Genomic DNA, 26396 nt, shown 5'->3' with positions numbered 1-26396 from the left:
TAAACAGCGAATGCGACAACGGAACGATAAGATTGTTCCATTTATGGCCCCAAGTATTCCACATTTTTACCTATCCTGAAAACTCTTTGTGTGAATAATTCTCATCCAGATATTGAGAATTATTATTATTTTATTTTAAGGAAAATAACATGTCCAGATGGATCCCATCTAAAGTTGCCGTGGCGGTTACGATTGGCTTATTAACTCCGTTTTCAGTCAGTGCGCAAGATCAGTCAGAAAAAAAAACCGAAACCATGGTAGTTACCGCTTCGGGGTTCGAGCAGAGTATGAAAGAGGCTCCGGCAAGTATCAGTGTGATCAGCCGAGAAGATCTCGAAAAAGGTTCTTATACCAGTATTGTAGATGCAGTATCGAATATCCCCGGCGTTTATGTAACCGGTGGTGGGAACAGTCAAGATATCAGCATTCGAGGTATGGCGGCTTCTTATACTCTGTATATGATCGATGGGCGTCCGATTTCCGCTGGTCGTTCGGTGAATACCAATGGCCAAGATGGCGGCAAACAAATTTCTCTGCCACCTCTTTCTATGATTGAGCGTATTGAAGTGATCCGCGGCCCAATGTCATCACTGTATGGTTCGGAAGCGATGGGTGGGGTGATTAATATCATTACTCGCAAAGGTTCGGCGCAATGGGGCGGCTCTATCACCACTGAATACACTAAGAGCCTCAATGACATTAATAATGACCACCAAACGGTGAATTTATTTGCTGCAGGACCGCTGATCCCTGACCTATTGAGCATGAAAGTCAATGGTTCATGGTATGGCGCTGATGAAAGTGATTACCAAGGTGGTACTGATTTGGCAGAAAGCACCCCGGAAGTTAAACGTCGCCAGGGCGGCGTGGCCTTGGTATTAACGCCGGATGAGCATAATGAATTTACTATGAGTTATGATAATTCACGGCAGAATACTACGCATACTGAAGGTAAAAGTACCACCAGTAGCACCAGTGAATATATTTACCAAAAAGATACTTATCTGATCTCATATAATGGTCAATATGATGATCTGTTCGTTGATGCCTATGTACAACATGACATATCTGAAAATGTTCAAGATCAAACCAAACAAGAAAAAATGACCATATTGAATACGCAAGGATCTTATTTCTTGGGTGACCATGTGGTGACTGTGGGTGGGCAATATAAAAAAGAACTGTTCGTTGATGAAAGTAATGGCTTGTTAACCTCAAATATTCCTGGAGCGGTTCGTGAGGTTGATCGTTGGATTGCAGCGTTATACGCAGAGGCTGATTGGCGGGTGCTGGATGATTTATCGATTACGACTGGCCTTCGCTATGATGATGATCAATTATTTGGTGGCCACTTCTCTCCTCGTCTGTATGGGGTGTATACATTAACCTCGGAATCGACAGTTAAAGGTGGTGTTTCTACTGGTTACAGACAGCCCTCATTAGCTAATGCAACGGAAGGGTTTGGTCGTGGAAGTGGTGGTAGTGGATCTCCAGCTTCTCATCCAAGAGCATTAATTATTGGCAACTCAGATTTAAAACCTGAAAAAAGCATTAACTACGAATTAGGATTTAATTTCGATCAAAGAGCATGGGGATTAAATAGTAATATCAATCTCTTCTATACCGAATTTAAAGATAAAATTTCCGAAGAACGTTTATGTGAAAGTGCCGGAGGGGACAGAAATGATCCCAATTCATGGACTTGTGGATTTGGTGGGAATAATTATTTCTTCTTAAGTACCTATAAAAATATTGATGAAGCAGTAATGAAAGGTGTTGAGTTTTCGGTTGATTATCGCTTGACGCAAGATATTAAATTAAGCGCGAGCTATACCTATACTGACTCAGAACAAAAAACCGGCGATTTTAAAGGTGAACCACTCAATAAAGTGCCAGAACATATGTTGAATCTAGCCGCTGATTGGCAAGCTTCAGAGAATTTAAGTCTGTGGTTGAAAAATAATATCCGCAGTGAAACGTCGGATTATTTAAGTCGCACCTCGATGTATGAAGGAACACCAGGCTATGGCACGGTTGATATTGGTCTGATGTATCAATTATCCAATCGTTTAAGAGCTAAAGCTGCTATCTACAACCTTGGCAACAAAGAAATTACCGATGAGACCTATGGCGTTGTGCTGGATGGGCGCAATTTGAACCTTGGCTTAACGGTGGATTTCTAATTCAGCATTTGGCGTCCTATTGGGCGTCAAATTTTTTAATAGGATATAAAATGAAAAAATGTCTTACCTTATTTTGGATGGCTATGTTGGCCAGCATCTCATCAGCACACGCTTACCCAGTGACGATCGCTCACCAACAGGGCACATTAGAACTGAACAGCCAACCAAGCAAAGTCGTGGTGTTTGATTTAGCCTCGCTGGATTCACTTGATGCGCTAGGGGTTGAGGTTACGGCTGTGGCCAGAGGGGTATGGCCGGAGTATTTACAAAAGTACGATGGCGAACAGTACCCTAAAGTGGGTACTTTGTTTGAGCCAGACTACGAAGCAGTGCAAGCATTACAACCAGATCTGATTATTATTGCCGGTCGCTCGCGTGCGGCATACCAAAAACTCAGCCATATCGCACCAACGATTGATCTCAGCATTGATCCTGCTCAGTTCGTCGAGGGCGTAAAGCATAACTTGGATCTGTTAGGGCAAATTTTTAATCGCAGTGATAAGGCCAAGCAATTGATCACTAAGCTCGATAGTGAAGTGGCAGCCCTGCAGGTAAAAGGTAAACAAAGCAGTGGATTAGTGCTATTTACCGTGCGTGGTAACGTGATGCTCCATGCACCTGGCGATCGTTTTGGCATGTTGTATGAATTAACCGGATTGCGCTCTGTTGTCGAGCCGATGGCGGCAACCACGACAGAAGAAGCGCGGCCACAGCCGGGATCGCCGGAAGCAAAAGCCGCGGCACAAGCACGTGAGCAGCGCTTACGTGAGGCGATGGCCAAACAGCCAGATTGGCTGATCGTGTTGGATCGTGGCGCTGCAACCGGTGGAGAAGCTGAAGCGCAGAAAACACTGGCCGCGCATGGCGATATCGCGCAGTCAAGCGCGTGGCAGAAAGGCCAAGTCTATTACCTCAACCCGACGGAGTGGTATATCGTGACTGGCGGCTATCGCAGCCTGATGAAAACAATTAATCAGTTGCAGCAGCGATTGTAATTGACCTTGATACCAGATTGGGCTGGTTTTCCAGCCCTTTTTATTGCGTGAATGGATGAATCCAAACCATTTTGCCGTTACCATCGCTTGCTCAAGAAAAGGAACCAGCACAATGTTAAAAGTGGCGATTAACGGGTTTGGACGTATTGGACGTAACGTTCTGCGTGCAATTTATGAAAGCGGTAAACACCAACAAATTCAGGTTGTGGCGGTGAATGAACTGGCCAAGCCTGAAGCGATGGCGCATCTTCTGCAGTACGACACCACCCATGGTCGTTTCGCGAAAAAAATCACCCATGATCAACAGCATCTTTATGTGCATCACCAGCGTGGTGAATATGATGCGATCCGTATTTTGCATCAGGCGGAGATCCTACACTTACCGTGGCACGATTTAGAGGTTGATCTGGTGTTTGATTGCACGGGGGTTTATGGCTGTCAGCACGATGGTCAGCAGCATCTTGATGCCGGTGCTAAATTAGTGCTGTTTTCTCACCCCGGTGCCAGCGATCTGGATAATACGATTATCTATGGCGTCAATCATCATACCTTGACTGCGCAGCATAAAATTGTCTCCAGCGGCTCTTGTACCACCAACTGTATTGTGCCGATCATCAAAGTATTGGATGACGCATTTGGGATTGATTCGGGCACGATTACCACCATTCATTCTTCAATGAATGATCAGCCGGTCATCGATGCCTACCATAACGATTTGCGCCGAACTCGCGCTGCCAGCCAGTCAATTATTCCGGTCGATACCAAGCTGCATAAGGGTATTGAAAGAATATTTCCGAAATTTTCTAACAAGTTTGAAGCGATTTCGGTACGTGTCCCGACGGTAAATGTGACCGCGATGGATTTAAGTGTCACAATTAAATCAAATGTGAAAGTTAATGACGTAAATCAAACCATGATCAACGCATCTCAGTGTACATTACGGGGCATTGTTGACTATACTGAAGCGCCTTTGGTCTCCATCGATTTTAACCATGATCCACACAGTGCGATTGTGGATGGAACGCAAACAAGGGTCAGTAACGGGCATTTAGTCAAAATGCTCGTTTGGTGTGATAACGAATGGGGCTTTGCCAACCGGATGTTAGATACCGCTTTGGCAATGCAGGCCACGCAGTAACGGCCAGCAGATACTTCAAATCAGGTTTGGATATTGAAACCAGAGGAACGCATCCCCATATCGGTAAACAGCTAAGAATTTACCGGCTCGGCAGGGTCGCCGAGTTGCAGAATTTTCATTTCTTTAAATAGTTTGAGAGGACAAATCATGTCTGTAATCAAGATGATTGACCTGGATTTAGCAGGTAAACGCGTATTTATCCGTGCTGATCTGAACGTACCAGTAAAAGACGGTAAAGTGACTTCTGATGCACGTATTCTAGCGTCGCTACCAACCATTAAGCACTGCCTAGCAGCAGGCGCGAAAGTAATGGTAACTTCTCACTTAGGTCGTCCAACGGAAGGTGAATACGCTGAGGAGTTCTCTCTACTACCAGTGGTTAACTACCTAAATGAAGCGCTCGATTGCGAAGTTCGCCTAGTCAAAGATTACCTAGACGGCGTTGAGCTGAACGCAGGTGAACTGGTTGTGCTAGAAAACGTTCGCTTCAACAAAGGCGAAAAGAAAAACGAAGAAGCATTGTCTAAGAAATACGCTGCACTGTGTGACGTATTTGTGATGGATGCCTTTGGTACTGCACACCGCGCGCAAGCGTCTACTCACGGTGTAGGTATGTTCGCTTCTATCGCTTGTGCTGGTCCTCTGTTGGCGGGTGAGCTGGAAGCGCTGGGCAAAGCAATGGACAAACCTGCTCGTCCAATGGTGGCTATTGTTGGTGGTTCAAAAGTATCCACTAAACTGACGGTTCTTGAGTCACTATCAAAAATTGCTGACCAATTAGTGGTTGGTGGTGGTATCGCGAATACTTTCATCGCTGCTGCAGGCAACAATGTCGGTAAGTCTCTGTACGAAGCAGACCTGGTTGAAACCGCGAAAAAACTGATGAAAGATTGCGCGATTCCAGTTGCGACTGACGTAGCGTGTGCCAAAGCTTTCGATGAGAACGCAGAAGCTGTCATCAAACACGTGTCTGAAGTTCAAGACGACGACATGATCTTTGACTTAGGTCCAAACTCAACCGCTGAACTGGCTGAGATCCTGAAAAACGCCAAGACTATCCTGTGGAATGGTCCAGTTGGTGTATTTGAATTCAAAAACTTTGAAGCGGGTACGCGCGGTATTGCTGAAGCTATCGCGAAATCTGAAGGCTTCTCTGTGGCTGGTGGTGGCGACACTCTGGCGGCGATCGACAAGTTCGGTATTAAAGCGGATGTTTCTTACATCTCAACTGGCGGCGGCGCATTCCTTGAGTTCGTAGAAGGTAAAAAACTGCCTGCAGTAGAAATGCTGGAAGCACGCGCTAAAGCGTAATGATTAAACGAAAGCGGGAGCAATACTCCCGCTTTCTTGTTTGCTGCACAGTGAGCATTTGTTTGCTAGAATGCCGCGTTTGGTGAGCAAACGTTTGCAAGAATTGAAACTTACCGTTTTTATTTTTTAAAACGACAGAAAATAGGATTCCATCCATGTCTAAGATCTTTGATTTTGTAAAACCTGGTGTTATCTCTGGTGATGACGTACAGAAAGTATTTGAAGTAGCGAAACAAAATGGCTTCGCACTTCCAGCAGTAAACGTAGTAAACACTGACTCAATCAACGGTGTTCTGGAAGCAGCTTCTAAAGTTAAAGCGCCAGTAGTGGTACAGTTCTCTAACGGCGGTGCATCTTTCTTCGCTGGTAAAGGCGTGAAACTTGAAGGTCAAGGTGCTGCAATCTTGGGTGCTATCGCTGGTGCGAAATACGTACACGCAGTAGCTGAAGCTTACGGTGTTCCAGTGATCCTACACACTGACCATGCAGCGAAGAAACTGCTGCCATGGATCGAGGGTCTACTGGATGCGGGTGAAAAATACTTCGCTGAAACCGGTAAGCCTCTGTTCTCTTCACACATGATTGACCTGTCTGAAGAGTCTCTAGAAGAGAACATCGAAATCTGTGCTAAATACTTAGCGCGTATGGAAAAAATGGGTATGACTCTAGAGTTTGAACTCGGTTGTACTGGTGGTGAAGAAGACGGCGTAGACAACTCTCACATGGATCAGTCGGAGCTATACACTTCTCCAGAAGACGTTGCTTACGCTTACGAGAAACTGATCGCAATCAGCCATCGTTTCACTATCGCGGCTTCTTTCGGTAACGTGCACGGTGTTTACCAAGCGGGTAACGTTGTTCTAACTCCAACTATCCTACGTGATTCTCAAGTTTACTGCTCTGAGAAATTTGGTATCGCTCCAAACGCACTGAACTTCGTATTCCACGGTGGTTCTGGTTCTTCTGAAGCAGAAATCAAAGAGTCTATCAGCTACGGTGTGATCAAAATGAACATCGATACTGATACTCAGTGGGCAACTTGGGATGGTATTCGTAAATATGAAGCGAAGAACCACGATTACCTACAAGGTCAAATCGGTAACCCAACTGGCGAATCTGCACCGAACAAAAAGTTCTACGATCCACGCGTATGGCTGCGTGCCGGTCAAGCGGAAATGGTTGCACGCTTAGAAAAAGCGTTTGCTGACCTCAACGCGATTGACGTGCTGTAATTATTATTCAGCTCGTTAAGTAACATGAAGAAGCCCGCCTTGTGCGGGTTTCTTTTTTTATGCTCTGATGGTGATCAGTGGCAGAGTGATAAAATATTGTTTAACCTGTAACAGAAACACAGCAAGCTCGACATAAGCGATGGTTTGGTCATTTTTAGCCAATTTTGACTTTATCAGCATCCGCATTTGCTTTATCGTGCCGGCGATCTGACATTTAGTGGTGGTATACGAACTCACGTTGAGCTCTGAGCATTGCCACTAAATTTTCATTCATTATGAGAGGAAAACACTATGGCTGTTGAATCGATTGGTGTCGAAGCACCTATCGTTGAGAGTTTTAATCAGGTAAATACTTGGTTAACCAATAATTCAGACCTTTTAATTCAGTATGGCGTGAACATTATTTCTGCGATTCTGATCCTGTTTATCGGTAACCTAGTGGTTAAAGCGGTGGCAGGCAGTGTAGCTGGCGTATTGAAAAAGAAAGAAATGGACAAGGCGGTGGTCGATTTCATCCACGGCTTGGTGCGTTACACGCTGTTTGTGATTGTGTTAATTGCTGCTTTAAGTCGTATCGGCGTACAAACCGCGTCTGTGGTCGCTGTGATTGGTGCGGCAGGCTTAGCGATTGGTCTTGCCTTGCAAGGTTCGCTATCTAACTTTGCCGCTGGGGTGTTGATTGTGGCATTCCGTCCATTTAAATCGGGTGATTATGTCGAAATCGCTGGCGTGGCTGGCTCGGTCGAATCGATTTTAATTTTCCAAACTGTATTAAAAACCCCTGATAATAAAGTAGTTATTGTGCCAAATGCATCTGTAATTGGTGGTGCGATCACTAACTATTCACGCAATCCAACTCGCCGGGTGGATATGGTGATTGGCGTCTCTTACAAGTCTGATCTGCAAAAAACCAAGCGGGTTTTGCGTGAAACCTTGGAAAAAGATGCACGGATCCTTAAAGATCCCGACATCACTATTGGCGTGCTGACTTTAGCCGATTCGTCGATCAATTTTGTGGTGCGTCCATGGTGTAAAACCGAAGATTATTGGAAGGTTTACTACGATTCGATGCAAGCGATCAAAGAAGCGCTGGATGCCAATGGTATCGAAATTCCATTCCCACAAATGGATGTGCATCTTAATAAGATCAACTAATTGTTAGTTGAGTATCAAAGCGAGCGCTACTATTGGATTGTGGCGTGATCAGCAAAAGCGGAGTGAATACTCCGCTTTTTTATCGCTGATAGTTTGAGTTACTCAGCCCAATCGGTGAAATAACCATGATGCTAAGAGCCTATTACCGCAATCATTGAACGAGTCAAATTTGTGTGATTTTTACCCATCACAACAGACGTTGTCTGCTGCTTGGCTTATGATGTTGCTAGGTAATCACATAAGGATCGAGACAATGAAATTATTCGCACCAGTGGTTTTACTGCTTTCGCTACTCTCACACCCACTGTTGGCTCAAGAATGGGATTTTCCACATATCTCAACCACTGGATACGGTGAAGTGAGTGTGAGCCCGGATATGGCTGAATTTTCAGTCAAGGTAGTGGAATCAACCATGAATGCTGAGCAAGCTAAAGCGGCAGTTGATAAAGCGGTGAGTGAGTTTACGGCTAAACTGCTTAAATCTGGTGTTACGCAGCAGAATATTTCGAGCTCTAATTTGTATATTAATCCGCAATACCACTATCCAACCAATGGCAAACCAGAGTTGGTCGGCTATCAGGCTTCTCGCTCAATGACGGTAAGAGTAGAGGATTTGAGCAAGCTGAATCAATATCTCGATATCGCCTTAGAGTCAGGCATCAACCAAGTTAATCGGATTCAATTGAAGGTGCGTGATCAAGATAAGTATCAACAACAAGCACGTATGGCTGCGATTGAAGATGCAAAACAAAAAGCCCAATCTCTGGCTAAAGGTTTTGAACGGCGTTTAGAAGGCGTTTGGCGAGTTGAATATAATACGCCGAGCGTTGAACCGATCATGATGCGAGCGGCGAATGTGAGTGAAAAAGTCGATGTATCCGATACTTATCAGGATTCCAGTTTGCTGATCCGTGATCGAGTGGACGTGGTATATAAATTGGCCCATTAATGTTGGGTAAACATCAGCAATAAAAAATATCAGTAATAAAAAACATCAGTAATAAAAAAGGAGCCGAGAGGCTCCTTTTCAACGATATCATTCACCACTTCCGCGCCGAGTAGGCGTGGGGGAATGAATTACAGTACGTGTACTGAAGTGGTGTTAGTGGTGCCAGAGGCAACCAGTGCACCAGAAACCATTACCACGATGTCGCCTTTCTTACCTAGGCCAGATTGCAGTGCAATATCTTTACCTAAGTGGTAGAACGCGTCAGTGTTATCAATGGCATCCACAACCACTGGAGTCACACCTTTACACAGTACTAGCTGCGCTGCAGTTTTCTTGTTGGTGGTTACCGCGATGATATTCGCTGTTGGGAAGTATTTACGGATAGAACGCGCAGATTTACCTGCATCAGTCGCCACGATGATCAGTGGTGCCGCTAGTTTCTCAGCGGTGTCTACTGCACTTTTACATACTGCTTCAGTGATACGCAGACGTGGGCTATCCAGACGTGAACCCAGCTCAGCTTTCAGTACTGAATCAGTACGGTTAGCGATTTGCGCCATGATCTTCACCGCTTCCACTGGGTACTTACCTTTCGCGGTTTCGCCAGACAGCATTACTGCATCAGTACCGTCCATGATCGCGTTAGCGACGTCACCCGCTTCAGCACGAGTTGGACGTGGGTTCTTGATCATTGAATCGAGCATTTGAGTTGCAGTGATAACCATTTTACGTGCACGGTTACATTTTTCGATCATCATCTTCTGGGCGAAGATAACTTCTTCCGCAGGGATTTCAACACCTAGGTCACCACGAGCAACCATGATGCCGTCAGACAGCTCAAGGATCTCATCGAAGTTGTCCAAGCCTTCTTGGTTTTCGATTTTAGAGATGATTTGGATGTTTTGGCCGCCGTGTGCTGCCAGAACTTCACGGATTTCTTTAACGTCTGAACCTTTACGAATGAAAGAAGCAGCAACGAAATCAACGCCTTGCTCACAACCGAATTTCAGGTCATTTTTGTCTTTTTCAGACAGAGCTGGCAGATTTACAGAAACACCTGGTAGGTTAACGCCTTTGTTCTCACCCAACGCACCGTTGTTTAGAACTTTACATTTAACTTCAGTCTCTGTGGTCGCCAGAACTTCCATTTCGATTAGACCGTCGTCAACCAGGATATGGTTACCTACGTTCAGATCTTTAGCAAAGCCAGTGTAAGTCACAGCTACGCGATCTTTGTTACCAATAACGGCAGTGTCAGTGGTGAACGTGAACTCTTGGCCAGCCACTAAATCGACATCGTCACCGTTTTCCAGTTTGATAGTACGGATTTCTGGGCCTTTAGTATCCAGTAGGATTGCCAGTTGTTTACCGGTTACTTCCATTACTTTACGGAAGTTAGCGATACGAGCACCGTGCTCAACGTAGTCGCCGTGAGAGAAGTTCAGGCGCATTACGTTCATACCTGAGTTAACCAGTTCGGTTAGTTTCTCTACTGACTCAGTTTTTGGGCCAATCGTACATACGATTTTGGTCTTTTTCATGGAAGAGTTTCTCCGATAAACAAAATGATTTTGAAGTTGGTTGTGGATTCTGAAGTGTTCGCGGCGCGGGCAACTTTGCTTCATTCATTGCCAAGTCTAGCTCACCAGTTTACGGCACTCCAAAACTGAAAGTCTTTCAACAGATTTAGTCATTTTATGACTGACTGTTTGATCAAAAATGGCAGAAAAATCGCCACTTAACCCGAATATAGCGCGGATTGATGACGTATTTTTTACTCAATTCTGTAATTTTGTTTCTTTTCGAGCGCGAATTCTACCATTGAATGGCGTCAATATCACTGTTTAAGAATTGTCTTAGGACAAGGTTTTAGCGTGAAATATTAATTTTTTGGATCGAAATAAATAGACTTGTTTGTTTCGTTTTAATTATACTTTGTTTCGATTCGTAACTTTAATTGTGTTTTATAATGTCAAAACGAAATACACAGCTGAGAAGGCACACGATAGTCAAACTGGTTAACGAGCAAGGAGAGGTGAGTGTTGAGGCGCTCTCAGCTCAATTTGAAACCTCTGAGGTGACGATTCGTAAAGACCTAGCGTCACTAGAGAAAAATGGTCAACTATTGCGCCGCTATGGCGGGGCGATCGCATTACCGAAAGACGTGATGCACGATGCGCTAAATGAAAAAGTTTCAACTCGAAAGTTATCGTTGGCCAAAGCAGCGGCCAAATTGATCCGTGACCATAATCGAATTGTGATTGATAGCGGTAGTACCACGGCGGCGTTAATTCAGCAATTGAATGAGAAACGTGGCTTAGTAGTGATGACCAATTCGTTGTATGTTGCTAATGCACTCAATGAATTAGAAAGCGAGCCAACCCTGCTGATGACAGGGGGGACTTGGGATACCCATTCTGAGTCTTTCCAAGGCAAAGTGGCAGAATCGGTACTGCGCTCTTACGATTTTGATCAACTGTTTATTGGCGCAGACGGCATCGATCTTGAGCGTGGCACGACCACCTTTAATGAGTTGGTCGGGTTAAGCAATGTGATGGCAGAAGTTTCCCGTGAAGTGATTGTAATGATTGAATCGGACAAGGTTGGGCGCAAAATTCCCAACTTAGAACTCAGTTGGGACAATATTGACGTGCTAGTGACCGATCATGAATTGAGTGATGAATTCGCCAAACAGATTGAATCTCACCAAGTGCGAGTGATTCGTGCCAGTGTGAAATAAGGTATCCCTGAGCGCGATCCCTTGGGTAACCGCGCGATGACATAATAATATGGAGTAAAAACATGTGTGGAATTGTTGGTGCGGTTGCACAACGCGATGTTGCTGAAATTTTAGTACAAGGATTACGTCGTCTGGAATACCGTGGTTATGACTCAGCCGGTATTGCGGTGGTAGATAGTGATAACCAGCTCACTCGTTTGCGCCGTTTAGGTAAAGTGCAAGAGTTGGCCGATGCGGTAGAGGCGGCACCAGTGGCTGGTGGCACAGGTATTGCGCACACTCGTTGGGCAACGCATGGTGAGCCTTCAGAAATCAATGCTCATCCACACATCTCTGGCGATATTACTGTGGTGCATAATGGCATCATTGAAAATCATGAAATGCTGCGCTCGATGTTACAACAGCGTGGCTATATATTTGTTTCACAAACCGACACTGAAGTGATTGCCCACTTGGTTGAATGGGAATTGCGTAGTGCCAGCAGTTTATTAGCTGCAGTACAAGCAACAGTAAAGCAGCTGAGCGGCGCTTATGGCACAGTCGTGATGGATCGCAAAGAACCGTCTCGTTTAGTCGTGGCTCGTTCTGGTAGCCCAATAGTGATTGGTTTGGGGATTGGTGAAAACTTCCTTGCTTCCGATCAGTTGGCATTACTGAATGTGACGCGTCGCTTTATGTATCTTGAAGAGGGCGATATCGCTGAGCTAACCCGACGTGAGGTCCGAGTGTTTAATGCACAAGGTCAGCAAGTTGAGCGTGAAATCAGTGAATCGCATTTAGAGCATGATGCTGCTGACAAAGGCCGCTATCGACATTACATGCAAAAAGAGATTTTTGAGCAGCCTAACGCGCTGATCAATACTATGGAAGGGCGGATTACTCACGATAGCGTGGTAGTGGAAAGTATTGGCGTGCATGCCGCGGAGATCTTAGCCAAAGTTGAGCATGTGCAAATTGTGGCTTGTGGTACGTCCTATAATGCTGGGATGACGGCACGTTATTGGTTTGAATCCCTTGCTGGGGTGAGCTGCGATGTGGAAATTGCTTCTGAGTTTCGTTATCGCAAATTTGTCACCCGCCCAAACAGCTTACTGATCACCCTGTCTCAATCGGGGGAAACCGCCGATACACTGGCGGCGCTACGCTTAGCGAAAGAAAAAGGTTACATGGCGGCCATGACCATTTGTAACGTTGCGGGCTCTTCTTTGGTGCGTGAATCGGATTTCGCCTTTATGACTCGCGCCGGAACTGAAATTGGTGTGGCTTCGACCAAAGCGTTTACTACCCAGTTGGTGACCCTGCTGATGTTAGTCACGGCCTTAGGTAAGCAGCAACAGCATATTGGACGTGAGTTAGAAAGCGAGATTGTGCGCGCGCTACATCAATTGCCGAAGCAGATTGAAAGCGCCTTGTCGTTTGAAAAGCAAATTGAAACTTTAGCGCAAGATTTTGCGGATAAACACCATACGTTATTCTTAGGGCGTGGTGAATATTACCCCATCGCACTGGAAGCTTCGCTGAAACTCAAGGAGATCTCCTATATTCACGCGGAAGCCTATGCTGCAGGTGAGCTGAAACACGGCCCATTGGCTCTGATTGATGCTGATATGCCAGTGGTCGTGGTGGCACCAAGCAATGATTTGCTTGAAAAACTCAAATCGAATATTGAAGAAGTGCGCGCGCGTGGCGGATTACTGTATGTATTTGCTGATGAGGAAGCGGATTTTAGCGCCGATGAGACCATGAAAATTATCGCCATGCCACATGTCAGCGAAATCGTGGCACCGATTTATTACACCATTCCAATGCAGTTGCTCTCTTACCACGTTGCTTTAATCAAAGGTACTGACGTTGATCAGCCGCGCAATCTTGCCAAGGCAGTCACGGTAGAATAAAACATTAATTCTAAATTACAGGTATTGTGGTTCTGTATTGCAATCATACATGAGGCCAAGATCGGTTGATCTTGGCCTCATTGTTTAAATTTCACTGAAATATTGATGATTTATCAGGTAATCCTGTGCTTGCTGTTGCCCCATATAGCGCGCGAGTGTTTTGCTGGTGACGTTACGTAGGTCGACCACAATCAAGCCATCAAGTGCATTATTGAACGCCGGATCAACGTTAAAACTGACCAATTTACCGTTCAGGCCTAAATATTGGCGCAGTAAGACGGGAACGCCTTTACCTTCATCAATCCGCGCAATCACCCGTGACAGTAATTGTAAGTCGGCAAGTGAGGTTAATAAGCTGGCATTCCACTGTGTTGGCTCGCTGGGAGGCGGATTGCTGGCGATGACTAATTGTGCTTGTTCGCGGTCATAATAGTGCAGTGTCATGGTGTCAGCGAGTAAACGTCGCGCCTGCTCACTGTAGTCATTACTGATGCTGACCGGACCAAAGAGATGGGTATAGTGTGGATTTCGGCTAATATAGGTTCCAATCCCTTTCCAGAGCAGCAACAGTGCGGTCATACTCTTTTGGTATTGACTATCTATCACTGAGCGGCCCATCTCAATCGCATTACCCATATTATTGAGAAAACGCTGATCGTAGTGAAAAAGAGTACTGGAATAGAGGCCATTAATTCCATTATGTTGCAAAAGCTGATCAACCAAGCCTAATCGATAGGCTCCAACCAATTGCTGTTGCTCGCGATCCCAAATGAATAGATGCAGGTAATCGCGATCAAACCGATCAATATCTAATGCGTGACCGGTACCTTCTCCAACCGCTCGAAAATTCAACTCACGTACTCGGCCAATTTCATGCATCAGAGCCGGAATATTTTCGGCTTTGCTGCAATACACATCGAACTGATTATGCCGCAGCATATGGTCTGCATAAGGTAGCTGAGCAATATTTTCCAGCAAATCGCTAACGGGTAGACGCTCGGCGACCGGTAATAAGGAGTGATCACTGGCAGTTTTATTACGCTCGGGAGAGGGCTGGAGCAGATAGGTATTGAGGCGTAAGTAATTGACCAACTGTTGATCGCAAAGATGCTGTACCTCACGATGTGAAATTGCTTCACCAAGTGCGATTCCTATCGAAGTTTGTTGCTTATTGAGTAATTCACGGCCAAGCATGAGCGTACGCAGCATCGGGTGAATTTTCCCTGCTAAATAAAATCGGCTTGAGTTATGGCCATCAATATAAACCGGCACTGTCTGCGCTTGGTGTTTTTTCACTAACCGACTAACCGATTGACTCCACTCTTTATCCTCTAAGCGGCCTGGCTGGTTGTTTACCGATTGCGAAACTTCACCAGCCGGAAACATCAGCAGCACGCCACCTTGTGCAAGATGTTTGTGTGCTTGACGTAGTGCCGCTAAGTTGGCCTTCGCTGCATCATTACCTGCAAATACATCAACCCCAATAAATAATGAAGCCAGCTCAGGTACGAGTTTTAAATATTGGTTGGCTAAAATTTTCACATCAGAACGAACCGAGAGCAGCAATTTGGCTAAAATCACCCCCTCGACACAGCCTAGAGGATGGTTAGCCACCACGACGGTTGCCCCATGTTGTGGAATATTGGCGAGCTGACCGCGCACCAGTTGGTACTCAATGCCAAGCACGTCTAAAGTAAAGCGCAGAAATGCTTGCGTATCACCACCAACTGGGCGCTGGGCATAGAACTGATTAAGACGCTTTAATCCGGTAGCCCATTCTGTTAAGTGTTCACCTAAACCAAATGGCGTTTTGCGTGGTAAAACGAATGGTGAGGTAGCAAGCATAGCAATCCCTAATTTGCTGGTTTGCTAATAGGCTAGTGCTGAGATATTGCAAAATGGCGACATTCTGATGAGTTTTTTATTGCGCCGAATGGGGGACGCATAAGCTGTAATGGTTTAGATATTTTCAGAAATGAGTTTATGCGCTCACGGTTTGTACAAAAATGTGCTGAATAAAAACGTTTAATGCTATTTTATTTAAGCGGATAAAACGCAGACAATAACAACGACATTACACCTTTGTTTGGCTGTACTGGAATAAACGGGAGCGCAGGCTCCCGTTGCTTTTTGTCAGGCTTTTCGACGGCTTACCTGATCCATTGTCTGACCCAAAATCGTCAGGTACAAAAAAGGTTAGTAAACACTACGCTTACTAACCTTCTAGAATTTGGTGGCCCCTCCCAGGCTTGAACTGGGGACCAAGCGATTATGAGTCCTACCAGGTTCATTTTTATGAGTATGCAATGCTTGGTAATTTCTATTAAATTCAAATGTTTATCTGTTTGTCTTTGTTGCGTTAGTTTGCATTGATTTTCATGTCACTTTTCTCTTGTCTGACCCATTACCTGACCTAGCTTTGCTTAGGTAGGAAGTTTGTCAATATCATTTTTGGCTGCTTTTAGGTTATGCCTGTTGACCTAGAAAGTTAACTTCGCCAAAAAAGACAAGAGAAAATCAGAATGTTAACTGTTACTAAAATTCAATCCGCGACCAGTCGTAAAAATTCCTATTATCTCTGGGATCAGTCAGGTCAACGAGGTATAGGGCGTTTGGGTGTAAAAATTTTCACTAGTGGGAAAAAGCAGTTCGTGTTTCGCTACTACCAGCAACAGAAAGAAAAATTTATCTCAATCGGTTTATTCAGTACACGTGCTGGCAGTATGGCTCTTACAGAAGCTCGCGAGAAAGCCCAGGTCTTCTCACAACTGTTGCTCGGCGGAAAAGATCCTAAATTGCATCTTGAACAACAAGAGAGCGAGCAGAAAAAAATTGATGCAGAGAGTAAAAGCTTAGGAACCATTGATGAGCTATTTCATAGCTATACGGAGCGCATGAAAATAGATGGAAAGAGAACGTATGAAGACGTGCGAAATGCGCTGGTACGAGAATTCTATCCATATATAGACAGAAACACCAAAGCGTGTGATGTAACGACTGATGATATTAAATACGTTATTAGTAAGATGATCCAGCGCGGAGCTATCACCCAAAGTAACCGAGTACGTAGCTATGTGATGGCGGCGTTTAACCATGGGATGCGCTTTGATAACGATCCTCGCTATTTCTCTTTAGAGTCGAAATTTGGCATAAAATACAATCCAGTAGCACCAATTCCTAAGCAAAAAGACGGAGAGCGCATTGGTGAAAGGTTCTTAGAATGGCGAGAGTTACGGCGTCTGCTAAAAGATCTTCGTGAAAACTATGATCTTGTACCCATCGGACAAGATTTGAGGCACTTACTTCAACTGTGCATCTATCTAGGGGGGCAACGACCATATGAGGTGATTACACTTGAATGGTGGAATGTTGATTGGGAAGAGAAGTTTATCTGTATTACTAAAGAACGTTCCAAAAACAAAAAAGATCATATCGTACCGTTGAACGGATTGGCTTTTGAAATACTTCAGAAACAATATGAGCTTTCTGGTGGTGGACGATATGTTTTTCCAAATCCTAAAGATGCAGAAGAACCCATGAAAACTAGCTCAATTTGTCGTGCAGTGACTCGTTATCGCGATGCCGTGGGGTTCGATAAGTTTGTGCCTAAGGATTTGCGTCGAACGTGTAAAACTTTGATGGGGGCATGCCGAATCAGCAAAGAAGTCAGGGATCGTATTCAAAATCACGCCTTACAAGATGTAAGTACACGTCACTATGATCGCTATGACTATTTTGACGATAAGCTTGGTGGGCTTGAAACCTGGAGCAGTAAATTGAAAGAGTTGATTGGGTATGTTCCACCAGCGTTGTCAGTTGTACCCTCCGCTGAAACGTTACCTTTTCCAGACATTAAAAGTACTCAGTCGCTAAGAGCTAATCTTAAATAAAGATTGTTTTTGAAAGCCCCGTTGGGGCTTTCTAGGAAATCGATTCTTATGACATTTTCGAATGTACTTCCTAATAGTTCCTGCAATAGGAATGTTTTACCAGTTTGTCTAGCACCGTCAATCAGCAAAAGCTTCCTTGTAGGCTTGTCTTTCCAGGTGAGTAGGTTTTCAATCTAGCCACCTCAGTTAAAGTGCTTATCTGGTTGATTGTTACACAAAAATGCGCAATAAAATGCAAGTAAAAACATTTTTATGCGCTAGAAAATGAAAAAATAACACTTTTATGCGCGTAAAAGTGTTGTGGGTGTTTTTTGTGCAAATGATAGTGTTGGGATCGTGAAGGGAGGTGATGAGCCTATGCATCATTTCTGATTGGTTGCTTCACAAGGTCAATGATCGCAGTGAGAAAGCCCTAGCGGACTTTCAGATGCCGAAGTTTATTGCTGGCTAGCTCTCATAGGTAATAAGCTTTATTAGTAAGTAATCCACTGGCTAAGCGAGCTGAACCCTTGGGGTTACAAATAAATGTGGTTCTACCGTCCGCAATGACTTTCTCTACTGCATCATGTTGATGCCCTGCCACCCAATACCTAGCTCTAGAGATCAACTCATTACTCAACCCTGCATGGTAGTAAGGAGCATAAACACTGTTGGCATTTGCTTCTACGGCGAAAGCTTCTTTGGAAGGAAGATGATGTGAAACAACAAGATCAACTTTTTCTGGGAGGTTATTAACGAACGCTTTGTACTGCTCTTCAATCATTTGATGGCTGATGTACTTTGTATCATTCATCAGTTCTGAGTAGGCATCAATCAGTGCAGACGAGTATGTGTGGATAGGAAACCAAAGAGTCCCTCCATAAATGCGACATCCATCTAAATCTATTGACTCATTATCCAGAAAAAACAAGTTCGCAGTTGTATCACTATGAGACTTAAGCTTGGCTAGTACGGAACTCCTAGAATCTTGGAGAACGCCAGAGTTAGCAATAGATTTGCACTCAACGGACGTACTGTTATGGCGGTAGGATTTACTCTTATTGCTATACCATTCATGGTTTCCTGCAATCATTATTACAGCCTTAAAGTGGCGGCAAAGTACATTCTTCACATACGTCATGCATGAGAGGCCGTTCGCAGTGTCACCTGCAACGACTAAAGTGGCTTCTTTATCAAAGCTATGCCAGAAATCACGGCGTATTCCATGAATGTCGAGATGCAGGTCAGATACAACGTAAAACTTCAAACTATTATAACCTTAAGATTGATTGACCATCCGATGGTACATCGGTTATTTGGATTAGAGAAGTGAGCACACACGCTACGTATTTCTACTCAAGTTACTTGAAAGGTAACTTCTGTATAGGGAAATGACTGGATGTTTTGTTTGATTTTTCGGCACTAAGATTTAGACACTAACTTTTAGTGTCTAAATCTTAGTTACCTTTAAATATCTGAAATTATTTGTTTTTATTGTTAATGATTAAGATGTTTTGTTGAGAGAACTTCTAAGAGGCTGGCGATTACGAAATGCAAACTGCCTAATCGTGATCCGTCACAATTAAGTGTGTGTTTCTTCCAACTCTTTTTAGATCACGAAGTGCTGTCTCTTTCTTCGCAATCCGAAGGGGCCGATCTGAAGTTATGGTATTGTTGATAATGTCAATATCATCACGTTTGGTGTGCGTGAACTCGATAACGCCGTAGGGAGTTCTAAACTCCCCTTTACGCCCCGTTGTCATGATAGTAATTCTATCGGTCATTACTTGAGAAATGACACTGTATTCTGAGAGTGCCGATTCTAGAGAGATGTAATTGTACTCTCCCCGTCGCAAGCATTTAGCAATATATTCAATAGTATAACCACCTCTATGACGGCTGTATGAGAATACATAAACACCATTGCACACCCTCTCTAGTACTCCTGCTTTTACTAAACGCAGCAAGCTTTGCTGGAATGCTGTAAGTGAATCATCAAAAAATAATCTCCTGAGATCACTCTTTCGATAAACATGTATGCCTTTTCTATCAAACTTATGCAGTCGTTCTAATGCAGTCTCAATCTTCACGTCAATGCTCATAAGTAGTCACAAAAAGTAAGTATGACATATATTTTTGTCCACTTGTGATTGAAGTTAAAGCATCGGTAGTCGCTGATACCCTAGTGATTCCTGACTTATTTGTCAGAGTTAGGATCCTAACTCTGAATCTATGATGAATATGGTTCTTTGAGGAGGGGGAATAGCGTCACCAATAGTCAGAATCTGTTCTCTATTCTCGGTTAGGAACCTAACTCGGAACTTATGGGGATGAATATGGTTCTTTGAGGAGGGGGAATAGCGTCACCAATAGTCAGAAACTGTTCTTTATTCTCGGTTAGGATCCTAACTCGGAATTTATGGGGATGATTATGGTTGTTTTGAGGTAAGGAAATGGCAGCACCAATAGTCAGAAACTGTTCTTTATTCTCGGTTAGGATCCTAACTCGGAATCTATGATGATAAATATGATTCTTTGAGGAGGAGAATCGCAACACTAATAGCCCAGAGTCCGATCATTTTCATTTTTGGTAGAAGTTAAACTAATTATTGTTTCTCTAATTTAATAATTATTAAATCAAAAGGTTTTTATTTAATAATTAAATGTTAAAGTGATTTTTAAATAGTATTAAAAGGTCCTTTACAAAGAGAATATTACTTGATAAATATAATGGTCATTGAATTTATCCATATATATCAAGAGGGTTGTCGATATGTCTAAAGTTCTAGTTTATTCTAAACGTAATCGTGAAATGAGTTATCTATCCGTAAGAGAAGAACGTGAAACTAAGCTCAATAATTTTAAAGTGATCTACAATGAAATTTCAGATGAAGAAGCATTACGCAGAGCAAATTCTATTAATTTAGATGAAAAGAACAATGTTCCAAAAGTTCGTTTGAAAAGAAAAGATATTAAAGAAAAGAAAGAATGCCGAGTGCCAGGCTTATATGGCTGCAACCGCTATAAGTCAAGAAAAAATGAGGCATTAAACGTATTCTAACGCTGTTCTTTTTTTGCACAACTCTAAAGCCAGTGGACTTTTATCAGACAAATGATGAAAGCCTTAAAAATTCCGTCATCAAAGCTCGTGGCAAGAGAATTTGCCAAGACTGGCAATCAATGTGCCACTACTGGCGTTGAAAGTGCCAGTCGTGGCAGAAGAATTTCTGCAATAATTTAGACTTATTTGAGTTTAACCTTCATTTTTGTAAAAGCTAACCTTATATTAGAATTATAACTTTATAATAGTTATAACGGTTATAATAGTTATAACATGAAAAATTAAATAAATAAAGTTTAGTTTTTCATGTTGAATTTTAATGTCAAAGTGTTTTTATAATTAATTTGTTTTTAATTATATGGAAATAACTTTAGAGTCATGATTATTATCTATGGGGTTAAGTTTATTTTCTAGATTTTCTTTAGGCAAAGGTGGTTTGCCTAAATTCTTGACTTAAGTAGTCAAATTTAGCGAGATGTAAACATATTGGTAGTATCAAAAAACATCCATTTTCTGACACCAAATTGGTTAATGATATCAATTGTGACACCAAAAGGTGTGGTCAGTTGGGAGTGAGGGACGGACATTTGCTTATGGTCGTGTATCGATTAGCGAGCAAACAGTATCCAAAATAAAAGTAGATGAATGTAAGCGAGTAATAGTCAGTGACAACGCCAACTTAAAGTGAAGCCGATTCTCATCACAGAGAACAATGTTCTCTGAGTAACGAGTTGCGTAACAGGGGATTGTTAAAATGGTTATTGATACTGCGAGAACAGTGTTCTCGCTTAAACTATCAAAACCTAAAGATTGCGTATTTGATTAACAAATAAAAAATGCTTCGAGGAGAACTATGTTCTACTCAAAGCTTGTTACTTGCGATTTTGGGTAGCTGAATCAGTCTGCTTTTTCTACAACCATGCCACTTTGCTCTGCAAAGTGAATCAATCGAGTGATATTGCTGAGGCTCCACTGGTTGGTAATCGCTATCACCTCGTCGTTAGGCAACGTAATTAGCGCGTCTTCATCGCTGTGGAAACGGCGAATTCTACCTTGAGGGATTTCATGCGCTAGGATGGCAATGCGTCGTCTTACTGGTTCGTTAAATGCGTTGAGCACATCATTCAGGCTTTGCGGCTGATGCTTCTCGATCCAGTCAGTGACTAACGCTAGCGCGAGGTGACGCTTTTTATAGGTATGACCGTTATAGCGATACTCTGAGTAATCTTTTTCGCCTTTTTGAACGCTTGTGCGCTGCTCGGCACGCTTCTCGCGGAACTTCACCTGGTACTCTTCTACCTCGGGTACAGGGATGATCTGTTCGGCATTGATCAGTACATCTTCTTTGTAACGGTAGGGTGTGAGGCGCACACAACTGATATCGATGCCTTTATCACGCAGCCACAATACAGAAGTGGTGAGTTCTTTACCGAAATCTGCTGAGGCTAAAACGATTCGAACATCGTTACCAAAGTCATCCAAACTGTTTTCATCGAGATCGACAAACTCCAGAATGGCTTCGCGGGCCTCAACCTCTTGACCTTCTTTTTTTAAGTATTGGGCATAGTAGTCACACGCTTTGTCGAACGTCATGGTAGAGATCATTGCTGCATAGCGTAGCGCTTGAAGTTCCATATGCGCACCGATTTCATCCCGCTTAAGCTCGATAACGACTAAGTTGGCATTCTTGTCGATGGCTAACAGGTCAATACGACGACGGCTGTCTTCCCAGTCTGAAAACTCTTCTGATATCACCAAACAATCAGGTGCGATGGCATCAATACATCCTTTCAGCGCTTCTTGTAAATCGTGCCGTTCTTGCAGCCCTTCGGCTGCAAAGGTGGTCGGTGTCAGGGCGGTGAGGTTTTTATCGGCGATATTGTATAGGCTCATGGTTATACCACTTGATCAACAATTGAATCCGTTAGTTGTATTTGAGTTGTTTGAGAGGCCACTAGTTGGGCTTTAAGGTTTTCACAAATATTTAGTAGTTCAGTTACTTTTTCTACAATTAGTTTCTGTTCTTCTAGTGGTGGAACTGGAAATTCAAACTGTTCTAGTACTTTTTTACTCAGGCCTTCAATTGCCATCCCGACTTGCCTGCCCCAAACAAGATTTTGAATTAGAGGTGAAATAATACCAATATGAATGAACTCCTTCATTTTAGGCTCTATCAGTCTGATTATGGTTACATGCTGACTAACATTTGCTTCTGGGATTTCCTCTGGGAATATAGTAGACCTACCGAGTGATGCCCCTGTAATATTTAGTAATACATCACCAGGGTAAACTTTGGTATTTTCCATTTTGTCATGCGTTTCTTGGGGGATGTAAGCAATGTCATTTAATTTTAATTCACCATTCCAAACATTCTGTGACCGTAAAAATGGAATTCCTTCTGTTACATATGCAGACTGACCACCTCTTGGGGTGCTCCCAGAACCCATCTTCTCACATATATTTCCTAGTCGCTCATAGCTCCAACCACTCGGTAGTTCAAATGGCTTTTCATCTTCAGAAATCGGCAGTAGCGCTTTTTGCTTTTTGATTTTCTTCTCTCTGACTAACTGCGCCTTTTCTTCCGCAATTCTTTTCAGTAACTCAGCAGCAGGCTCATCGCTTGGATCTTGTGGAACTAGCTTACCCATCACTGCCAGTTGTAGGATGGTTTGTTTAAGCTGGTCGATACTCTCTTCGGTGGTGAATAAGGTATCGAAATGCTCGCTGATTCGCGCCCAGTTTTGCATCAACTCGTCTGCATCGGCAGAGTTGGTGAGTGTTTCCAACAGTGTTGTTACCAGCACTTGATGCGCTTCGATACTGGCTTCGGTTTGTTGCTCTAGCTGGTCGCAGAGCGCCATTAGCTCATCGACTTTGGCGACGATGCGGTGTTGCTCGTTTAGCGGAGGTAGAGGAATAACAAACTTAGCTAAGTCTGATGCTGACAAGTTCGGTTGAGCAGTACCATTGTCATATTTTCTGATATTTGATAGAGATAATGGCGACTCGAAAAACTTCAGGAGATACTCTGGAATAACGCTCTTTTCTGGTTTTACTATAACTAAAGAAGATGCAATAGCACCTATTCCAAAGTTCTCAACAATAGCGCATTTCCCTAGTGAACCTCTCAAGCAGAACAGAATGTCACCATCATTAAATTTACCAGCTCTAAGTAAGTCGAATCGCTCTTGAGTAATGTAAGTCATCTCAGCTTCGTTAATACGACTATTTACGAGATGCCCTGCATTTACAAATGGTATGCCTGATTCAACAAGTACTGATTTATTTGGATAGTTTTTGCTACGATCACCATTCTCCAAGGTTGACATGCACCCGATTCGAACAAGTTCCCACGATTTGGGTAATTCTTCGATTATTTCGCTTTCACTAATAGCAGGTAATTGCTTTGGCTTTTTGATCTTTTGCTCTTTCACCAACCGCGCTTTTTCAGCAGTAATACGCTCAAGCAACAATGAAGCTGGCTCGTCATTAGGATCTTGAGGAACAAGTTTGCCTCGCACAGCTAACTCTAAAATCAGCTCACGCAGCTTTTTAACGCCATAAAGCTCCAGTTTCTTGCTGCTACCACGGCCAGAGGCCGATTTGGTCTTAACTGCTGAAGTCCAAATATCAATATGCTCAGTAATCAGGTTTTCGACAGCCATTATTGCTCTCCACCTTGCTTTTTACCTTGAATGGTAGAGCTAAGCGCATCACCGAGAATGCCTTTTAGTTGGTCACGCAGTGCTTTTATGTCTTGTTGCTGCTGCTGATAGCTCGCCAGTAACTCTTCAGGATCATGGCTGACGACTTCGTCCTGATACGGATTTTTAATATCAAGGTTAAAATTGCGCTCGATAATATCTTCAATCGACACTTTCCAAGCTTGCTTGGTTTCGATGCGGCTAGCGAATCCATCGGCCTCGTTACCCCACCAATCGATCTCTTGCTGGAACTCTTCAAACTTCATCGGTTTGGTTTTGCTGTAGTTCTTCACGCCTTCTGGGTAAGGGTGCTCGTAGAACCACACTTCTTTGGTCGGTTGGCCTTTGGTAAAGAACAGAATGTTGGTCTTAATACCTGTGTATGGGTTGAACACGCCATTAGGTAAGCGAACAATCGTGTGCAGGTTACACTCTTCCGTCAGCATCTTTTTAATTTTGGTTTTTACACCTTCACCAAATAAGGTGCCATCAGGCAACACCACACCAGCGCGACCCTCTTTATCCAATACTTCGACAATCAGCTGCAAGAACAGATCGGCGGTTTCACGAGTTTGCATTTCGGCAGGAAAGTTCTTTTCAATCCCGTCCTCTTCTGTGCCGCCAAACGGTGGGTTAGTCGCAATCACATTGATATTGCTATCCCAACTTGAAAGCGGCTTATTGAGCGTGTTGCCATGCTTAATCTGCACAGGGACTTCGATGCCGTGGAGCATCATATTGGTGATACACAGCAAATGTGGCAGTTGTTTCTTCTCTACACCATGGATTTGCTTTTGCAGCGTTTGGTGGTCGGCTGCGCTTGTCACGTAGTTCTCTTTAACGTGATCGAACGAGCAAGCCAAGAAACCGCCTGTACCGCAGGCGGGATCCATAATCTGCTCACCTAGTTTAGGGTCAAGACGATTGACGATAAAACGAGTCACCGCGCGAGGGGTGTAGAACTCACCTGCATTACCTGCGCTTTGTAGGTCACGTAGGATTTGTTCGTAGATATCACCAAACAGGTGACGTTCTTTAGAGTCAGTAAAGTCGATTTCGTTGAGCTTGTTAATCACTTGGCGCAGCAGTGTGCCATTTTTCATGTAGTTGAAGGCATCACTAAAAGCTTCTTTCACCACAAAACCACGTGGGTTGGTGTCTTTCGGTGCGGTTAGGTTTTTTAACGTCGGGAATAGGTCATCATTGATAAATTCCAGCAGCTCGTCACCCGTAATGCCTTGGTTATCTGCCGCCCAGTTGCGCCATAGGTACTTGGCAGGGATTGGTTCGCGGTAATCATCTAACTCGAACTCTAGCTCTTCCTCTTGAGCATCAAACACTTTAAGGAACAAAAGCCACGACATTTGGCCTAGACGCTGCGCGTCACCATCAACACCCGCATCTTTACGCATGATGTCTTGAATAGACTTGATAACTGAACTGATTGACATGGAGTTCTACTGCTAATGGACTGAAAAAATTGGGGCTTATTATAGCAGAAATGGGTCGAAGAAAATGAACTTATCGCTATGAAACTATGTTTGTAATTGTGGTTTAATAATGAATCAGTGATATAAATTAAATAATAAAAAATATAATCAGGTTGTCTAGAAAATGAAGGTTGAGTGTCCCCATTGTCACACTGACAATGTTATTGAATATGCAGAGAATATCTCGTGTGAGAAGTGTGAAAAAAGCTTCAAAGGCTTTAAATTTAGTAAACGGAAATTGGTGTCTGCCAGTACGGCATTGGTCGTGGGCGTGGTTGGTGGTTATAAGGTGAATGGTGCTTTTGATGAAGAGCGTTACCCATTAGAAGTAGAGTATGCCATCGTTGATACCTGCATAAACTCGTCAAAAAATATGGTGTCGGTGAGTTGGTATGAGAGTAAGCGAGAAACGTGTTTATGCGCTCTTTCACAAACGGAAAAGTCTGTGCCGTATTCCGATTACAAATCTGATCAAAACTTGTTTTTGAGTAACTTCAAGCTGAATGCGAGAAGTTGTTCATAATAGAAAAATGAGGCAGCTAGACTGCCTCATTTATATCTAATGTACTTAGCGTTTAGGTGTGTTGCCACGACCTTTGCCTGAAGGCTTGCCAGTTGTGCTTGGGTAGTTTGGATTACCTTTCGGCGCAGTTTTTGGTGCAGAACTTGGTTTT

19 protein-coding genes and 1 pseudogene are annotated in these 26396 nt (G+C 43.5%); 12 read left to right on the top strand and 8 right to left on the bottom strand.

Annotation, left to right across the window (positions count from 1 at the left end):
- The first annotated feature begins 149 nt into the window (after positions 1–149).
- The 7 genes from G7083_RS04050 (at position 150) to G7083_RS04020 (ending at position 8963) form a co-directional block, all read left to right on the top strand.
- Positions 150–2183, top strand: coding sequence for a TonB-dependent receptor (locus G7083_RS04050; RefSeq protein ID WP_166013698.1), 2034 nt, complete (start codon positions 150–152; stop codon positions 2181–2183).
- Between the two features lie 50 nt (positions 2184–2233).
- Positions 2234–3178, top strand: coding sequence for an ABC transporter substrate-binding protein (locus tag G7083_RS04045; protein ID WP_166013697.1), 945 nt, complete (start codon positions 2234–2236; stop codon positions 3176–3178).
- A 112-nt stretch (positions 3179–3290) separates the two neighbouring features.
- A complete protein-coding gene (gene epd / locus G7083_RS04040; RefSeq protein WP_166013696.1) occupies positions 3291–4316 on the top strand; it encodes an erythrose-4-phosphate dehydrogenase in 1026 nt (341 codons plus the stop codon).
- A 147-nt stretch (positions 4317–4463) separates the two neighbouring features.
- Positions 4464–5627 (top strand): phosphoglycerate kinase, encoded by a 1164-nt coding sequence (locus tag G7083_RS04035; protein ID WP_166013695.1) that lies wholly within the window; start codon positions 4464–4466, stop codon positions 5625–5627.
- 155 nt (positions 5628–5782) lie between these two features.
- Positions 5783–6859 carry a class II fructose-bisphosphate aldolase gene (fbaA, locus tag G7083_RS04030; RefSeq protein WP_166013694.1) on the top strand — a complete coding sequence of 359 codons (1077 nt, stop codon included), beginning with the start codon at positions 5783–5785 and terminating at the stop codon, positions 6857–6859.
- Between the two features lie 291 nt (positions 6860–7150).
- Complete coding sequence (mscS, locus tag G7083_RS04025; protein WP_166013693.1) at positions 7151–8014, top strand: small-conductance mechanosensitive channel MscS; 864 nt, start codon at positions 7151–7153, stop codon at positions 8012–8014.
- A gap of 253 nt (positions 8015–8267) precedes the next feature.
- Positions 8268–8963 (top strand): oxidative stress defense protein, encoded by a 696-nt coding sequence (locus G7083_RS04020; RefSeq protein WP_166013692.1) that lies wholly within the window; start codon positions 8268–8270, stop codon positions 8961–8963.
- Positions 8964–9091: 128 nt separating this feature from the next.
- Here the strand turns inward: G7083_RS04020 and pykF are convergent, their stop codons facing one another.
- Complete coding sequence (pykF, locus tag G7083_RS04015; protein WP_166013691.1) at positions 9092–10504, bottom strand: pyruvate kinase PykF; 1413 nt, start codon at positions 10502–10504, stop codon at positions 9092–9094.
- A gap of 428 nt (positions 10505–10932) precedes the next feature.
- Between pykF and G7083_RS04010 the strand changes: the two genes are divergently transcribed.
- The gene (locus tag G7083_RS04010; protein WP_166013690.1) at positions 10933–11703 is read left to right on the top strand and encodes a DeoR/GlpR family DNA-binding transcription regulator; all 771 of its coding nucleotides are present in this window, start codon (positions 10933–10935) and stop codon (positions 11701–11703) included.
- Positions 11704–11765: 62 nt separating this feature from the next.
- Positions 11766–13598 carry a glutamine--fructose-6-phosphate transaminase (isomerizing) gene (glmS, locus tag G7083_RS04005; RefSeq protein ID WP_166013689.1) on the top strand — a complete coding sequence of 611 codons (1833 nt, stop codon included), beginning with the start codon at positions 11766–11768 and terminating at the stop codon, positions 13596–13598.
- Between the two features lie 84 nt (positions 13599–13682).
- Here the strand turns inward: glmS and G7083_RS04000 are convergent, their stop codons facing one another.
- Positions 13683–15443: a GNAT family N-acyltransferase gene (locus tag G7083_RS04000; RefSeq protein ID WP_166013688.1), complete on the bottom strand. Its 1761-nt coding sequence runs from the start codon at positions 15441–15443 to the stop codon at positions 13683–13685.
- Between the two features lie 677 nt (positions 15444–16120).
- On the opposite strand from G7083_RS04000, the gene G7083_RS03995 reads away from it, so the two are divergent.
- Positions 16121–17488 carry a site-specific integrase gene (locus G7083_RS03995; RefSeq protein WP_005480579.1) on the top strand — a complete coding sequence of 456 codons (1368 nt, stop codon included), beginning with the start codon at positions 16121–16123 and terminating at the stop codon, positions 17486–17488.
- An 8-nt stretch (positions 17489–17496) separates the two neighbouring features.
- On the opposite strand, the pseudogene G7083_RS03990 reads toward G7083_RS03995, so the two are convergent.
- From G7083_RS03990 to G7083_RS03980, 3 genes and pseudogenes are all read right to left on the bottom strand, one after another.
- A pseudogene (locus G7083_RS03990) lies at positions 17497–17661 on the bottom strand (AAA family ATPase); the annotation flags it as partial.
- A 281-nt stretch (positions 17662–17942) separates the two neighbouring features.
- Positions 17943–18734 (bottom strand): metallophosphoesterase, encoded by a 792-nt coding sequence (locus G7083_RS03985; protein ID WP_005480532.1) that lies wholly within the window; start codon positions 18732–18734, stop codon positions 17943–17945.
- 295 nt (positions 18735–19029) lie between these two features.
- Entirely contained in the window at positions 19030–19569 is a 540-nt protein-coding gene (locus tag G7083_RS03980; protein WP_206212108.1) for a hypothetical protein, read from the bottom strand.
- A gap of 671 nt (positions 19570–20240) precedes the next feature.
- Between G7083_RS03980 and G7083_RS03975 the strand changes: the two genes are divergently transcribed.
- Positions 20241–20528, top strand: a complete 288-nt coding sequence (locus G7083_RS03975) for a hypothetical protein (RefSeq protein ID WP_005480519.1) — start codon at positions 20241–20243, stop codon at positions 20526–20528.
- 897 nt (positions 20529–21425) lie between these two features.
- Here G7083_RS03975 and G7083_RS03970 read toward each other — a convergent pair.
- Genes G7083_RS03970 through G7083_RS03960 form a run of 3 tightly spaced genes read right to left on the bottom strand, consistent with a single transcriptional unit; the run spans position 21426 to position 25683 of the window.
- Positions 21426–22421: a hypothetical protein gene (locus G7083_RS03970; protein ID WP_166013686.1), complete on the bottom strand. Its 996-nt coding sequence runs from the start codon at positions 22419–22421 to the stop codon at positions 21426–21428.
- Positions 22422–22423: 2 nt separating this feature from the next.
- Positions 22424–24193, bottom strand: coding sequence for a restriction endonuclease subunit S (locus tag G7083_RS03965; RefSeq protein ID WP_166013685.1), 1770 nt, complete (start codon positions 24191–24193; stop codon positions 22424–22426).
- On the bottom strand, positions 24193–25683 hold the full coding sequence (locus G7083_RS03960; protein WP_166013684.1) for an N-6 DNA methylase: 1491 nt from the start codon (positions 25681–25683) through the stop codon (positions 24193–24195). Before G7083_RS03960 ends, G7083_RS03965 begins: the two co-directional genes overlap by 1 nt.
- Before the next feature lie 163 nt (positions 25684–25846).
- Between G7083_RS03960 and G7083_RS03955 the strand changes: the two genes are divergently transcribed.
- A complete protein-coding gene (locus tag G7083_RS03955; RefSeq protein WP_011079925.1) occupies positions 25847–26245 on the top strand; it encodes a hypothetical protein in 399 nt (132 codons plus the stop codon).
- Positions 26246–26396: the final 151 nt, after the last annotated feature.

Origin of the sequence: Vibrio sp. HDW18 (genome assembly GCF_011306175.1) — a bacterium.
Lineage (GTDB): Bacteria > Pseudomonadota > Gammaproteobacteria > Enterobacterales > Vibrionaceae > Vibrio > Vibrio chanodichtyis.
The sequence above is the reverse complement of the archived record's forward strand: the minus strand, read 5'-3'. Positions and strand labels throughout refer to the sequence as shown.